Below are 15,021 nucleotides of genomic sequence, written 5' to 3'. Positions count from 1 at the left end.
ATTGCCTTTCTTCTTCCTCTCCATCTGCCCGTCCGCCGGGTGCGCGCGACCTAGCGTTTCTCGCGTCGCCCATTCCGCGGGCTTTTCCATCATCGGGGTGAACCCATGTCCTCACGCGGTATTCCCTTCGCATTCGCGGCGGCCGTACGCCGCCATTCCGGCAGGCCCGCCGTGCGCGCCGCGGGCCGGACCCTCACCTACGCCGAACTCGACGGGCTGACCGCAGCCCTGGCGGCGGACATCGCGCCGGGCGAGGTGGTCGCCGTGTCCGGCCGGGACCGCCTCGACCACGTGGTCGGACTGCTCGCCGTGCTGCGGGCCGGCGGGATCCACCTGGCGGTCGACGCCGACGCACCGGCGGAGCGCGCGGAGTTCATCGTCCGGGACGCCGGGGCGACGGCCTTCCTGACCCACGGTGGACTCACCCGCGCCGCACCCGCCACCGGAGACGCGGGAGGTGACCGGGCCGGCGGCTCCGGCTACCTCGTCCACACCTCCGGCACCACCGGCCGCCCGAAGGGCGTGCACGTCTCCGAGTCGGTGCTGGCCCGGCACGTCGAGGCCGCCACCGCCCGGTTCGGCATCACCGACCAGGACGTCGTCCTGCACATGGCCCGGCCCTCCGTGGACGTGGCGGTCGAGCAGGTCCTGACGGCCCTGACCACCGGCGCCTGCCTGGTGGTACCGGAGCGCGCACTGCTCGCCGCCGGTGAGCTGCTCGACCTGCTGGCGGCCGAGCGGGTCACGGTCGCCAACCTGTCAGCCGGATACTTCCAGGAGGTCGTCACCGCGCTGCGGACCGGCGCAGGAGTCCCCGCCTCCCTGCGCCTGATGATCTCCGGCAGCGACCGGCTCTACCCCGAGACGGCCGCCGCCTGGCACGAACTCACCGGCGTCCCGCTGCTCAACGCGTACGGACCGACCGAGACGACGATCACCGCGACCGTCCATGACGTGCACGTGCCGGCGGACCCGGCCGACGGCGAGCGCCGTGTCCCCATCGGCGAGGCGCTCGGCGACCGCGCCCTGTACGTGCTGGACGACGCGCTGCGTCCGGTGCCCGACGGAACCGTCGGCGAACTCTACGTCGGCGGGCCGCTGTTGGCCTCCGGATACTGGGGCCGTCCGGCGCCCACCGCCGAGCGCTTCGTGGCCGACCCGTTCCCGGCCGCCCCCGGCGCCCGGATGTACCGCACCGGTGACCTGGTACGACGGGTCCTCGGCGCCCTGGAGTTCGTCGGACGCGCCGACCACCAGGTGAAGGTCCGCGGCTTCCGGGTGGAGCCCGGCGAGGTCGAACAGGCCCTGGCCGCCCACCCGTCGGTCGCCGCCTGCGTGGTCACCGCCCACGAGGGCCGGCTCGCCGCGTACGCCACCACCGGCGCGCCGGTGCCGCCGGAGTACCGCGAGATACGCGCCCACCTGGCGGACCGGCTGCCCGAGCACATGATCCCGGGCAGCCTCACCGTCCTGGACGCCTTCCCGCTGACCCCGGGCGGCAAGATCGACCGGGCCGCCCTGCCGGACCCCGGCGCCGGCGAGCGACCGGTCCGGGACGGGTACGTCGCTCCGCGCACCGAGGCCGAGCGGCTGCTCGCCGGGGTCTGGTCGGACGTGCTCGGCGTGCCCGAAGTCGGCGTCCACGACAACTTCTTCCACCTCGGTGGCGACTCCCTCACCGCGGTACGCGTCGTCGGAAGGGTCGCGGACGTCTTCGGCGTGGTCTCCCCGTACGCGATCTTCGAGGCCCCGACGCTCGCCGAGTTCGCCGCGGTGGCCACCGCTCCCGAGGGCGAGCGGCTCCCGGCCCTGACCCGCTCCGGGCGCACCGAGGCGCCCCTGTCGGCGTACCAGCGCGGCCTGTGGTTCCTCGACCAGTGGAACCCGGGCTCCGCCACCTACAACGTGCCCTGGGTGTTCCGCTTCGATACGGCACCCGACCTCGGCCTGCTGCGGCGGGCGCTGGAGACCGTGGTGGCCCGGCACGAGAGCCTGCGCACCTGCTTCGTCCTCGGCGACACCGGCCCGGTACAGGTCGTCCGGGACGGCGTCACCGTGCCGTTCACCGTCGTCGAGGCCCCCGGCGAGCGGACCGCGGAGCTGATCGCGGCGGCCGCCGTGGAGCCGTTCGACCTGGAGACCGGGCCACTGCTGCGCGCCCACGCCCTGTGCGCGCCCGACGGCGGGACCGTGCTCCTGCTGGTCCTGCACCACATCGTGTGGGACGAGGGCTCGCTGCCGGTCCTGGAGACCGAACTCAAGGAGGTCTACGAGGCGTTGCGGGCCGGCCGCCCGCACCGGCTGGCCGAACTAGACGCCCAGTACGCCGACTACAGCGCCTGGCAGTACGACGACGCCGTGGCCTCCGCCACCGACGCCCAACTCGACTACTGGGAACGGCAGCTGGCGGACGCGCCGCAGGCCGCCGCGCTGCCCACCGACCACCCCCGCCCCGAACAGCAGGCGTTCCGGGGCGCTCATCACGGCTTCACCATGCCGGAGCCGGTGGCACGCGCGGTGCGCGAGCTGGCCCGCGAGGAGGACGCCACCCCGTTCATGGTGCTGCTGGCCGCGCTGGCGACCACGCTGCACCGGCGCTCGGGGGAGCGGGACATGGTCCTCGGGTCACCGGTGAACGTACGCGGCCGGGCCGGAGCGTCCGGACTCATCGGCTACTTCGTCAACCTGCTGCCGCTGCGGCTGCGCGTCGACCCCGGCCTGCCCTTCCGTGACCTCGTACGCCATGTCCGGGACGTCTCGGTGGGCGCCTACCGCAACCAGGACGCCCCCTTCGACGCGATCGTCGACCGGGTCGTCACCGAGCCGCCCCGGGACCGCAACCCGCTCTGCCAGGTCCTGCTCGAACTGCATCCGCTGGACACCCGGCCGCTGGAGGTCGACGGCATCTCCGTCACGCGCGAACTCCACATGCAGGGCGTCTCCCGGTTCGACCTGTCGGTCTCCGTGGACGACCTGGGCACCGGATTCACCGGCCGGTTCGAGTACGACAGCGACCTGTTCGACGCGCGCACCATGGCGGAACTCTGCGACGGCTGGCTGGGCACACTGGCCGCGGCCGTCGCCGCACCCGCGCACACCCTGTTCGAGGCGGCCGCCGCCCGGACCCCGCACGCCACCGCGCTGATCGCCGGCGACCGGGAACTCACCTACGGGCAGCTCAACGCGCGGGCCAACCGCCTCGCCCGCCACCTCGCCGAACAGGGTGCCGGGCGCGGCACGGTCGTCGCCGTGCTCGTCGAACGCGGCATCGACCTCGTCGTGGCCCTGCTCGCGGCGCTGAAGACCGGCGCCGGATACACCCTGCTGGACCCCGACTTCCCGGCCGAGCGGCTCGCCGGGGCGGCCGCCGACAGCGGCGCCGCACACCTGATCACCCACCGCGGCCACGAGGTCCCCTTCGCCTGGCCGGGCGCGCACACCGACCTGGACGCCGTGGCGGGGGAGCTGGCCCGCCGGCCGGAGCACGACCTCGGTCTGCCCGTCACCGGCGACGACCTGGCCTGTGTGATGTTCACCTCCGGCTCCACCGGCCGCCCGAAGGGCGTGGCCGTGCCGCACCGCGCCCTGACCGGCACCTACGCCGGCCAGGACTACGCCCGGTTCGGCCCGGACGAGGTCTGGCTGCAGTGCTCCCCGGTCTCCTGGGACGCCTTCGCGCTGGAGCTGTACGGCGCCCTGATGTTCGGCGGGACGTGTGTCCTCCAGCCCGGCCAGCGACCCGACCCGCAGACCGTCGCCGAGCTGACCCGCCGGCACGGGGTCACCCAACTCCAGCTCTCCGCGAGTCTTTTCAACTTCCTCCTGGAGGAGTTCCCGGACACCTTCGCCGGACTGCGCACCGCCTTCACCGCCGGGGAGCGGGCCTCGGTGACCCACGTCGCCAAGGCGCTGGAGATGTTCCCCGGCCTCCGGGTCGCCAACGGCTACGGCCCCGTCGAGAGCCTCGGCCTCACCACCTGCCACACCGTCGTGCCCGCGGACGTCACCACCGCCTCCATCCCCATCGGCCTGCCGCTCCACGGCAAGGACGTCCTCGTCCTCGACGAGACCCTGCGCCCCGCCGGGACCGGTGTCACCGGCGAGCTCTACACCTCCGGATGCGGCCTGGCCCTCGGCTACACAGGCCGTCCCGGTCTCACCGCCACCCGCTTCGTCGCCGATCCCGGCGGCTACGGGGGACGGCTGTACCGGACCGGGGACCTCGGGCGCCGCACGGCGGACGGCACGCTGGAGATCACCGGGCGGGCCGACGACCAGGTCAAGATCAGGGGCTTCCGGGTGGAACCCGGCGAGATCGAGGACGTGCTCACCCGTCACCCGGGGGTACGGGAGGCCGTCGTCACCCTGTACGAGCCCGCCCCCGGGGACCGGCGGCTCGCCGCCTACGTCACGACCGTCTCCGACGGCTCGGCGCCGGCCGGCCCCGACGACCTCCTCCGGTACCTGTCCGGACGGCTGCCGGAGTACATGCTCCCCGCCACCGTCGACGTCCTGGCCGAGCTGCCCCTGAACGCCAACGGCAAGGCCGACCGCCGCGCCCTGCCCGCCCCGGCGGCGGTGACCGCCGCCGGACCGGACCGGGACGGGAGCGAGGGGACGGGCGGGGAACTGGTCGGCCGGGAACGCCTGGTGGCCGACGTGATGCGGGAGATCCTCGGCCTGGACGAGGTGGGCCGTCACGACAGCTTCTTCCGGATCGGCGGCAACTCCCTGTCGGCCGTGCGCGTGGCGATGCGGCTGTCCCGGGAGACCGGCACCCGCGTCCCCCCGCAATGGGTGTTCCGGGCCAGGACGGTGAGCGCGATCGCCGAACTGCTGCCGGCCTGAGCCCGGTGTGCCCGGCGCGCCCCGCGTGCCTGGCGCGTCCAGCACCGGGCACGCGACGGCGCCGGGCCCGCGACGCCGACGCCACGCGCGTTTCCCGCGTCGGCCGCGGGCGTGCACCGCGTCGGCGGGGACGTGTTCCGCGCCGGTGGGGGGACGTGTTCCGCGGGCGTGTGCACGGTGCCGCTGGGGGCGCGTCCTCCGCAGGCCGCGGGCGTGTTCCGCGCCGGGCGGGCAGCTCGCCGCGTCCTGCGCCCCGGCCGCTCACGGCCACCGCTCCGCCGCCGGCCCCACGACGACCGGTACCTCCGCTCCCCGACAAGGAAGGCTGACCGACAGTGAGTTCGCCCACGGACACGGCCCCGCCGCCCGATCCCACTCCGCCCCCGATCCCAACCCCGGCTCCCGCCCACGCCCCCGCATCCGTGCCGGCGTCCGCCTCGGCACCGGCCTCGGCCTCGGCATCCACCCGGGAGCCCACTGCGGCCCCGCCAAGGCCCGCACCCCTGTCCGGACTCCAGCGAGGTCTGTGGTTCCTGGACCGCTGGCACCCCGGGACCGCCACCTACAACACCCCCTGGGTCTTCGAGTTCACCGGCCCCCTGGACACCGCGCTCCTGCGACGCGCCCTCGACTCGGTCGTGGCCCGCCACGAGGCGCTGCGCACCACCTTCACCCTGCGCCCCGAGGGCCCCGTCCAACTCGTGCACCCCGCCGCCGACATCCCGCTGACCGTCGTAGACCTGCGGGACCTGCCCGCGGACGAGCGGGAGCGCCGGGCCGGAGAGCGGCTCGCCGCCGAGGCCGCGGCCCCGTTCGACCTCGCCGCCGGGCCTCTCCTGAGGGCGTCGGCCCTGCTGCGGTCCGACACCGAGACCACCGTCGTCCTCGTCGTCCACCACATCGTCTGGGACGGCTGGTCGGCCGACGTCTTCGAGACGGAACTGGCCGAGACCTACACCGCCCTCACCGAACACCGGGCGCCCAGGCTGCCCGAACTGACCCTCCAATACGCGGACTTCGCCGCCGAGGAGCAGGGCCGCACCTTCGAGGGGCACCTGGCCTACTGGAAGGACCGGCTGGACGGCGCTCCCGGCCTGCTGGAGCTGCCCGCCGACCGGCCGCGCCCGGCCGAGCGCGACCACCTCGGCCGCACCGAGCCGTTCGCCCTGCCGGCCGGCACCGCGGCCCGGGTGCGCGCGCTGGCCGAGAGCGAGGGCGTGACGCCGTTCATCGTGCAGCTGGCCGCCTTCGCACTGCTGGTGAACCGCCACACCGGGGCCGAGGACATGGTGATCGGCACCCCGGTCACCACCCGCGACCGGCCCGAACTGGAGAACCTGGTCGGCTACTTCGTCAACCTCCTGCCGCTGCGGATCCGGCTCGGCGCCCGCACCACCTTCCGCGAGCTGCTCGCCCACGTGTCCGACGTGGCCTTCGAGGCGTACGGCTATCTGGACCTGCCGTTCGACACGATCGTCGACCAGCTCGCCCCGGACCGCTCTTCCGCCCATCCGCCGCTCGTCCAGGTGGTGTTCGGCTCGCACACCGAGAACCGGGCCCCGCTGGCGTTCGGGCCCGCCTCGGCGGACCGGCGGGTGTACTCCAACGGCACCAGCAAGTTCGACCTGACCTGTTCCGTCTACGACGACGGCGAGCTGCGCGGCGAGGTCGAGTTCAGCTCCGCCCTCTTCGACACCGCGACGGTGCGCCGGATGACCGAGGACTGGCGGGCCCTGCTGGCCGCCGCCCTGGACGACACCGGCCGCACCGTACGGGAACTGACGCGCGCGGCCGACCGGCGGCCACCCGCCGCCCCTGTCCGCATACCCGAGGGACGCCTCCTGCACCGGCTGTTCGAGGACGCCGTCGACGCGCACCCCGGCCGTACGGCCCTCACCTTCGGCGACCTGTCCCTGACCTACACGGAACTGGACGAGCGGGCCAACCGGCTGGCGCACGCGCTGATCGCCCGCGGTGTCCGCCCCGGCGACCGGGTCGGCCTGCTGCTCGACCGCACGCAGGAGATCCCCGTCTCGGTGCTCGGTGTACTGAAGGCGGGCGCGGCCTACGTGCCCGTGGACCTGACCGCCCCCGCCGGCCGGGCGGCGATGGTCTTCGGGGACACCGGGGTCCGGGTCGTCGTCACGGACCGGTCCGACCGGGTCCCGGAAGGCCCCTGGGAGCTCGTCGAACCGACCCTGGGGGAGCGCGAGTCGGCGGTCCACCCGGCCACCAGGCCCGCACCGCGAATCCGTTCCTCGGACACCGCGTACATCATCTTCACCTCCGGCTCCACCGGCCGCCCCAAGGGCGTGGCGGTCGCCCACGAACACGTCACCCGGCTGATGGAGGCGGGCGCCGCCCACTTCGCCTTCGGCCCGGACGAGGTGTGGACCCTCTTCCACAGCTACGCCTTCGACTGGACGGTCTGGGAGCTGTGGGGTGCCCTCCTGCACGGCGGACGGCTGGTCGTGGTGCCGTACCTGACCAGTCGCTCGCCCGAGGAGTTCACCGAACTGCTGGCCGGCGAACGCGTCTCGTTCCTGTGCCTCACCCCCTCCGCGCTGCGCCAGCTCGAACTCGCCCTGCGGCAACGGCCGCGCGCCCTGCCCGAGCTGAGGCAGATCATGCTCGGCGGCGAGGCGCTCGACCCCGCCGTGGTACGGCGCTGGAACGCCCTGGACCCGCTGCCCCCGGCCCGGCTGTGCAACCTGTACGGGATCACCGAGACCACCGTCCACGTCACCACCCACGACCTCGGTCCCGGCACCGACGACTTCGACCGCAGCCTGATCGGCACACCGATGCCGCACCTCGCCGCGACGGTCCTCGACGACTGGCTGCGGCCCTGCCCGGTCGGCGTCCCCGGCGAGCTCTACATCGGCGGCGGCAGCCTCGCCCACGGCTACTGGGACCGGCCGGGCCTGACCGCCGGACGGTTCGTCGCCGACCCCCACGCCACCGTCCCCGGCGCCCGGATGTACCGCACCGGAGACGTGGCCAGGCGGCTTCCCGGCGGCGGTCTGGAGTACCTGGGGCGCGCCGACTTCCAGGTGAAGCTGCGCGGCTTCCGCATCGAACTCGGCGAGATCGAGAACGCGTTGGCCGCCCATCCCGACGTGGACACCTGCGTGGTCACCGTCCACGAGCAGCGCCTGGCCGCCTACGTCACCGGCCGCGAGCCCGCCGGGATGCGCGGGTTCCTGGCCCGCTCCCTGCCCGACTACATGATCCCGGCGACGGTCACCGTCCTGGACACCCTGCCGCTGACCGTCAACGGCAAGGTCGACCGCCGAGCCCTGCCCGACCCGAGCCCGCACGGCACCGCGCCCACCGGCTCCACGGGCGGGCACGTGGCTCCCCGAGACGACACCGAACGGGACTTCGAGGCCGTCTGGTCACGGGTCCTCGGCGTCACCGGCATCGGGGTGCACGACGACTTCTTCCACCTCGGCGGCGACTCGATCCGCGCCGTGCAGCTCTCCGGAGAACTGCACGAGGCCGGCTGGGCGGTCACCCTGCGGGACGTCTTCAACGCGCCGACCATCGCGGCGCTCGCGCCACTGGCCCGCCCGGTGGCCGGTGCGGACACCGCCGACGGACCCTTCTCACTGGTGGACGCCGAGACCCGGGCCGAACTCCCGGTCACCGTCGTGGACGCCTACCCGATGGTGTCGATGCAGCTCAGCATGGTCTTCCACATGGAGATCGCCGGATCCACCGACAGCTACCACAACGTCAACAGCTACCGGATCAAGGCACCGCTCGACGAGACGGCGTTCCGCCGGGCCGTGACCGAGGCGATGACCCGCCACCCCGTGCTCCGCACCGGCCTGGACATCTCCGGCTACACCGAACCCCTCCAGCTCGTGCACGGCGAGCTGGCCCCGCCCGTCACCTTCGACGACCTGAGGCGACTGGACGACGGCGAGCGGGACGCGGCGATCACGGACGTCTTCGAGCACCACCGCCGTACCCCCTTCGACCTGCTGGAACCGCCGCTGTTCCGGATCACCGTGCAGCGGCTGGCCGACACCGCCTTCCAGCTCACCGTCTCCGAGCACCACGCGATCCTCGACGGCTGGAGCTTCACCTCGTTCCTGGCCGAACTCCTGGAGCGGCACTCGGAGTTGTCGGCCGACAAGGACAGTGCCCCGGCCGCCGCGCCCGGCTCCCGCTACCGGGACTTCGTGGCCGTCGAACGGGAGGCTGCGGCCGACCCCGCGTCCCTCGCGTACTGGCGCGACAAGCTCGACGGCGTCAGCGGCGAGCTGTGGGACGCGGCCGGCGAGACCCATGAACTGGCCCGCACCGTCGAACGGGTGCTGCCCGAGGCACCCGGCCGGCTGCGCCGCGTCGCCGACGCCACCGGCGTCCCCGTCAAGTCCGTGGCCCTCGCCGCCCATGTGCACGCGCTCCGCGCGATCACCGGGCGCCGGCGGATCACCACGGGTCTGGCGGTGAACGGCCGCCTGGAGCGGCGCGGCGGCACGGAGGTGTACGGGCTGTTCCTCAACACCGTTCCCCTGGTCGCCGGAACCGGCACCGACGACGGCGATCCGCTGGCGCTGGTGCGCGAGGTGCACCGCGAGGAACTCGACATGATGCCGCACCGGCGGGTCCCGGTCGCCCGCCTGGCCCGGCTGATGACCGGCACCCGGCTGGACAGCCAGTTCGGCTTCCTGCGCTTCCACGCCCTCGGACATCTCGGCGGCGCGCGGATCGAGGACGACCGGATCGGCTGCGAGCCCACCATGCGCCACGAACCCAACAGCTTCGCCTTCGGCGCCTCCCTGATCCAGGACCCCGTCTCCGACCGCGTCCTGCTGGCCGTCGACCACCAGCGGTCCGTGGTGCCCGACGCACTCGCCGAGGCCTTCCTCGACGCCTACGAGACGGCGCTGCGGGAGATGGACGCGGCCCTATGACCAACGTCGCAGACCGACAAGAGAGCGAGACGAACCCCATGAACGACACCCACCACCTCCGTCCGGTCGACCCGCTGGCCCGGTTCCTGGCCGCCGTCGACGCCACCCCCGACCGCACCGCGGTCGTGGCCGCCGACGGCCGGCTCGACTACGCGGGACTCGCCCGCCGCACCGCCGAGCTGGCCGGCGCGCTGCGCGCCCACGGCATCCGGCGCGGCGACCGGGTCGGCATCCACCTGCCCCGCACCACCGACCTGCCGGTGGCGCTGCTCGCCGTGTGGCGGGCCGGAGCTGCCTACGTACCCCTCGACCCCGCCTACCCCCGGGAGCGGCTGGCGTTCATGGCCGAGGACGCGGGCCTGTCCCTGCTGCTCACCACCGAGCCGGGCGCGGTCCCGCTGCCCGGCGGTGTCCCGGTCCTCGGCCCGGACGCGACGGGCGAACCCGGCCCGGACACCCCGGTCACCGCGCGGGACGCCGCCTACGTCATCCACACCTCGGGCTCCACCGGCCGCCCCAAGGGCGTCGAGGCCACCCGCGGCGGAGTCGCCGCCCTGCTGGCAGGCCTGGAGGAACGCGGCATGTACCGGTCCGGGCCGGGCGTGGTCGGCTGGAGCGCGAGCGTCTCCTTCGACGCCTCGGTCCAGCAGTGGGCGCGCGTGTGCCGGGGCGACACCGTCGTCGTGGTGGACGACAGGACCCGTACCGATCCGGCCCGGCTGGCCGCCCTGCTCGACGAGCACGGCGTCACCGACCTGGACCTCACCCCGTCCCACTGGGAGCTGCTCCGCGAGCCGCTGACCGCCCGCCGGGTCCGGCTGTTCATGGGCGGCGAACCCGTACCGCAGGCGACCTGGGACGAGATCACCGCCGCCGGAACCGACGCCCTCAACCTGTACGGCCCCACCGAGTGCACCGTCGACTCCACCGCCACCCGGATCGCCGGGCCCCGCCCGCACATCGGCGACGCGCTGCCCGCCGTCACCGTGCACCTGCTGGACCGGGCACTGCGGCCGGTGGCCCCCGGTGACACCGGCGAACTCTACGTCTCCGGTCCGGCCGTCGCCCACGGCTACGTCGGGCGCCCGGGCCTGACCGCCGAGCGCTTCGTGGCCTGCCCCACCGTCCCGGGCGCGCGCATGTACCGCACCGGCGACCTGGCCCGCCGCGGCCCCGACGGCGCCCTGGAGTTCGCGGGCCGGGCCGACCGGCAGCTCAAACTGCGCGGCTTCCGCATCGAACCCGGCGAGATCGAGGACGCCCTGACGCGCCATCCGCACATCCGCGAGGCCGCCGTCAAGGTCCACGAGGCCGCCCCCGGTGACCAGCGGCTCATCGCCTACGTCACCACCGGCACCCCGGGCCCGGCCGGCGACGAGATCCTGGCCCACGCCCGCACCCTGCTGCCCGCCCACATGGTCCCGGCCGCGGCCGTCGTCCTCGACGCGCTGCCGCTCACCCCCAACGGCAAGCTCGACCACGCCGCGCTGCCCGCCCCGGCGCCGGCCGCCCCGAGCCGGCCGCGGTCCGCCGACCCGGCGGCGACCGACCTCGCGGAACAGGTCGCCGACGTCTGGCGGACCGTACTCGGCCGCGACGACATCCGCCCCGACGACGACTTCCTCACCCTCGGCGGACACTCCCTGGCCGCGCTGCGGGTCATCCACATCCTCCGCCGAACCCTGAGCGTCGAACTCCAGCTGCGCCACCTCCTCGACGCCCGCGACCTCGCCGACTTCACCGAGGCGGTGCGCACGGCCCGGCAGGCCCCGGCGGTCCGGCGGCCGGCCCTCGTCGGCGGCGCGGCGGGTGCCCGGTGAGCACCGGCCGGCCGCGCACCGAGGGGGACTGGCTGCTGGTCCCCGCCCCCCAGGAGCACCGGCCCTACCGGCTGTTCTGCTTCCCGCACGCCGGCGGTGACGCCACCGCCTTCACCCCGCTGGCCCAGGCGATCGCCCCGGCCGCCGAGGTGTGGGCACTGCGCATGCCGGCCCGGGGCGGCCGCAGCCGCCACCCGATGCCCGCCACCTTCGACCTGCTGGTGCGGACCGTGGCGGACGCCCTGCTCCCGCACCTGACGGGCCGGTTCGGGTTCTACGGACAGAGCTTCGGATCCCTGCTCGCCTACGAGGTGGCGCGCGCCCTGCCCGCCGGGCACCGCCCGGAGGTGGTGATCGCCGCCTCGGCCACCGCCCCCGGCACCTGGGCGGACCCGACCCCTCCGCAGTACGGCGCCGAGGACCTGCTGCGGACCTGCGGCATGGGTGAACTCGTCGCCTCGGAGCCGGAGTTGCGGGAGCTGGCGCTGCGGGCCATCCGCAGCGACCTCGCGGTGCGCGACACCTACCGCCACCGGCCCGCCCCGCTGCTCGACACCGCCCTGCACGCCGTGGCGGGCGACGCCGACCCGATGCTCGACGCCGCCCTGCTCGCGGGCTGGGCGGAGCACACCTCGGGTGCCTTCGGCCTGACGGTGGTCCCCGGCGGACACCTGCTGGCGACCGTACAACGGCCCGGACCGGTGGGCCTGCTGACCTCGATCGTCGGGCACCGGCCCGAACCGACCACCAGGGAGCCCCGATGGCCACGAGCACAGCCCCTCGTCCACTGACCCCCGCCGCCGCACAGGCCGCGCCCGTCGACCTGAGCGACCCCGGCCTGTGGACCCGCCCCGACCTGCCCGCGGTCGTCGACCGGCTGCGGGAGGCCGGCCCCGTCCAGCGCACCGAGACCGCCGACGACGGGCCGGTGTGGTCGGTGCTCTCCTACGACCTGGCCGTCGAGGTCCTCAAGGACGCGGCCACCTACAGCTCGGAGGGCGGCTCGCTGCTCGGGGCCGGAGCCGGGAACACACCCGTCGGCGCGGGCCGCATGATGGCCCTGACCGACCCGCCCCGGCACCGCGAACTCCGCGCCCCCGCCAACCCGTTCCTCTCACCGGGCGGGGCCCGCGGCGCGGCCGACGGCATCACCGCGCTGTCCCGCCGGATCGTCGCCGCGGCCGTGGAGCGCGGCGAGGTCGACCTCGTCGACGTCGTCTCCCCGCTGCCGCTGACCGTGATGTGCGACCTGCTCGACGTCCCGGACCAGGACCGCGAGATGGTCGTACAGGTCTGCGACGACGCCTTCCTCGGACGCACCGCGCAGGAGCGCAGAGCCGGTCACCAACGGCTCATCCCGTATCTCATGCACCAGGTCATGAAACGGCGGGCCGACCCCCGCGACGACCTCATCAGCACGATGGCCACCTACCGGATCGCCGGACGGCCGCTGCCCGTCGAGGACGTGGTCCTCAACCTGGACAACATCGTCGTCGGCGGCGTCCAGACCGTCCGGCACACCGCCGTCATGGGGCTGCTCGCACTGGTACGGCACCCGGAGCTGTGGCACCGCCTGCAGAGCGGCGAGGCCGCCATGGGGCCGGCCCTGGACGAACTGCTGCGCTGGACCTCGGTCGGACTGCACACCCTGCGCACCGTCACCAAGGACACCGTGCTGGGCGGTCACCACATCCGGCGGGGCGAGCGGGTCGTCGTGTGGACCTGGGCGGCCAACCACGACCCGGCCGCCTTCGACCGACCGCACGACATCGTGCTCGACCGCAGCCCCAACCGGCATGTCGCCCTCGGGCTCGGCGCGCACTACTGCATCGGCGCGCCGCTGGCCAAGACCGAGCTGTCCGCGCTCTTCACGGCCTTGCTGGACCGCGTCGAGCGGATCGAGCCGGCCGGTCCCGTCGAGTTCAACCGGTCGATCATCAACTTCGGCCTGGACCACTTCCCGGTGCGGCTGATCGCCCGCTGAACTTCCGCTCTCCTGCCGGAACTCCTGCCTGTCGGCGGTGACCGTCGCCGATAACTTCGAAAAGCCCGGACGGAACGCGACCCGGGCGGAATTCCGGGAAGTCCGGGAATTCCCAGACCGCGAATTCCCGCCCCGCTCACGACGGAGGAAAGACCATCATGACGAATCCCTTCGAGGACGAGAACGGCACCTACAAGGTCCTCGTCAACGACGAGAACCAGCACTCCCTGTGGCCCGCGTGGATCGACGTCCCGGCCGGCTGGACGGTCGCCTTCGGCGAGGCCGACCGGCAGGCCTGCCTCGCCTGGATCGAGGAGAACTGGACCGACATCCGCCCGGCGAGCCTGCTCGCCGCCCTCGGCCGGTAGGGAGGCTCCGCCATGTCGACCGCACCGACCGCACCGACCGCCCCGCGCTGGGAGACGACTCCCGGCCACCCGGCCCTGACCCGCGTGACCGGCGTCCACGACATGGACGCGGCCGTCCGGTGGCTCCGGGACAACGGCCCGCAGCTGGCGGCGGCCCTCGCCGAGCACGGCACGATCTTCCTGCGCGGCCTGCCGGTCGCCGGCAGCGAGGACGTCGCCCGGGTGAGGGACGTGCTCCTGCCCGAGCCCACCCCCTACCGGGAGAAGGCCACCCCGCGCAGCGACTACGGCCACGGGGTCTTCTCCTCGACCGACCTGCCGTCCCACCAGTCGATCCGCATGCACAACGAGAACAGCTACACGCTGACCTTCCCCGGCAAGCTGCTCTTCGCCTGCCTGACCGCGCCCGCGGAGGGCGGCGCCACCCCCGTCGCCGACTGCCGCAAGGTCCTGGCCGGCCTGCCCGCCGACCTCGTGGACCGGGTGCGTGCCACCGGCTGGACGCTCACCCGGAACTACTCGGAGTACGTGTCCCTGGACTGGCGCACCGCCTTCGCGACCGACGACCCGCACCAGGTCGAGGAGTACTGCGCGGAGAACCTCGTCTCCTGGGAGTGGCGGGAGGACGGCCGGCTGCGCACCCGCCAGCTGCGTCCCGGCACGATCACCCACCCGGAGACCGGCGAGGAGGTCTGGTTCAACCATCTCGCCTTCTGGAACGAGTGGTCCCTGGACCCGATGATCCGCGAGGCCCTGACCGACGAGTTCGGCCCCGACGGCCTGCCCTTCAACACCGGTGTCGGCGACGGAACCCCCCTCACCCAGGAGGACGTGGACACCCTCAACGCCGCCTACGAGGCCGCCACCGTCCGCGAGCCCTGGGAGCGGGGCGACGTGATGCTCGTCGACAACATCCTCGCCGCCCACGGCCGCGACCCGTTCGCCGGCGACCGGAAGATCGCCGTCGCCATGGGATCGCCCGTCGACGTCCTGGACTGCCGGCCCGGCGTGGCCCCCGCCGCGTCCGGCGCCGTACCCCTGCCCGCCGCCTGACCAGGCCCCCGTGACCCGTG

At 74.1% G+C, this 15,021-nt stretch carries 7 protein-coding genes; all 7 read left to right on the top strand.

The features are described 5' to 3' along the window. The first annotated feature begins 105 nt into the window (after nt 1–105). On the top strand, nt 106–4,848 hold the full coding sequence (locus ACFY3I_RS06985) for an amino acid adenylation domain-containing protein (RefSeq protein WP_390859709.1): 4,743 nt from the start codon (nt 106–108) through the stop codon (nt 4,846–4,848). Nucleotides 4,849–5,183: 335 nt separating this feature from the next. Then, nucleotides 5,184–9,776, top strand: a complete 4,593-nt coding sequence (locus ACFY3I_RS06980) for an amino acid adenylation domain-containing protein (protein WP_390859708.1) — start codon at nt 5,184–5,186, stop codon at nt 9,774–9,776. Continuing rightward, nucleotides 9,773–11,596, top strand: coding sequence for a non-ribosomal peptide synthetase (locus tag ACFY3I_RS06975; RefSeq protein WP_390859707.1), 1,824 nt, complete (start codon nt 9,773–9,775; stop codon nt 11,594–11,596). The genes ACFY3I_RS06980 and ACFY3I_RS06975 overlap by 4 nt, the downstream gene beginning before the upstream one ends. Then, nucleotides 11,593–12,387, top strand: coding sequence for a thioesterase domain-containing protein (locus tag ACFY3I_RS06970; RefSeq protein ID WP_365295709.1), 795 nt, complete (start codon nt 11,593–11,595; stop codon nt 12,385–12,387). The genes ACFY3I_RS06975 and ACFY3I_RS06970 overlap by 4 nt, the downstream gene beginning before the upstream one ends. After that, nucleotides 12,357–13,580, top strand: a complete 1,224-nt coding sequence (locus ACFY3I_RS06965) for a cytochrome P450 (protein ID WP_390859706.1) — start codon at nt 12,357–12,359, stop codon at nt 13,578–13,580. Before ACFY3I_RS06970 ends, ACFY3I_RS06965 begins: the two co-directional genes overlap by 31 nt. A 158-nt stretch (nt 13,581–13,738) precedes the next feature. After that, nucleotides 13,739–13,948: an MbtH family protein gene (locus ACFY3I_RS06960; protein ID WP_361300713.1), complete on the top strand. Its 210-nt coding sequence runs from the start codon at nt 13,739–13,741 to the stop codon at nt 13,946–13,948. Nucleotides 13,949–13,960: 12 nt separating this feature from the next. Continuing rightward, on the top strand, nt 13,961–15,001 hold the full coding sequence (locus tag ACFY3I_RS06955; protein WP_390859705.1) for a TauD/TfdA family dioxygenase: 1,041 nt from the start codon (nt 13,961–13,963) through the stop codon (nt 14,999–15,001). Nucleotides 15,002–15,021 lie beyond the last annotated feature (20 nt).

It is taken from the genome of Streptomyces sp. NPDC001068, from assembly GCF_042897315.1.
In the GTDB taxonomy this organism is placed as follows: Bacteria; Actinomycetota; Actinomycetes; order Streptomycetales; family Streptomycetaceae; genus Streptomyces.
Note: the sequence above shows the minus strand (reverse complement) of the source record. Positions and strands in the feature narration are given on the sequence as shown.

Excerpts from the sequence above, each read along its gene's own strand:
- ACFY3I_RS06985 (WP_390859709.1), top strand. The coding sequence starts at position 106 with ATGTCCTCACGCGGTATTCCCTTCGCATTCGCGGCGGCCGTACGCCGC.
- ACFY3I_RS06975 (WP_390859707.1), top strand. The coding sequence starts at position 9,773 with ATGACCAACGTCGCAGACCGACAAGAGAGCGAGACGAACCCCATGAAC.
- ACFY3I_RS06965 (WP_390859706.1), top strand. The coding sequence starts at position 12,357 with ATGGCCACGAGCACAGCCCCTCGTCCACTGACCCCCGCCGCCGCACAG.
- ACFY3I_RS06960 (WP_361300713.1), top strand. The coding sequence starts at position 13,739 with ATGACGAATCCCTTCGAGGACGAGAACGGCACCTACAAGGTCCTCGTC.
- ACFY3I_RS06955 (WP_390859705.1), top strand. The coding sequence starts at position 13,961 with ATGTCGACCGCACCGACCGCACCGACCGCCCCGCGCTGGGAGACGACT.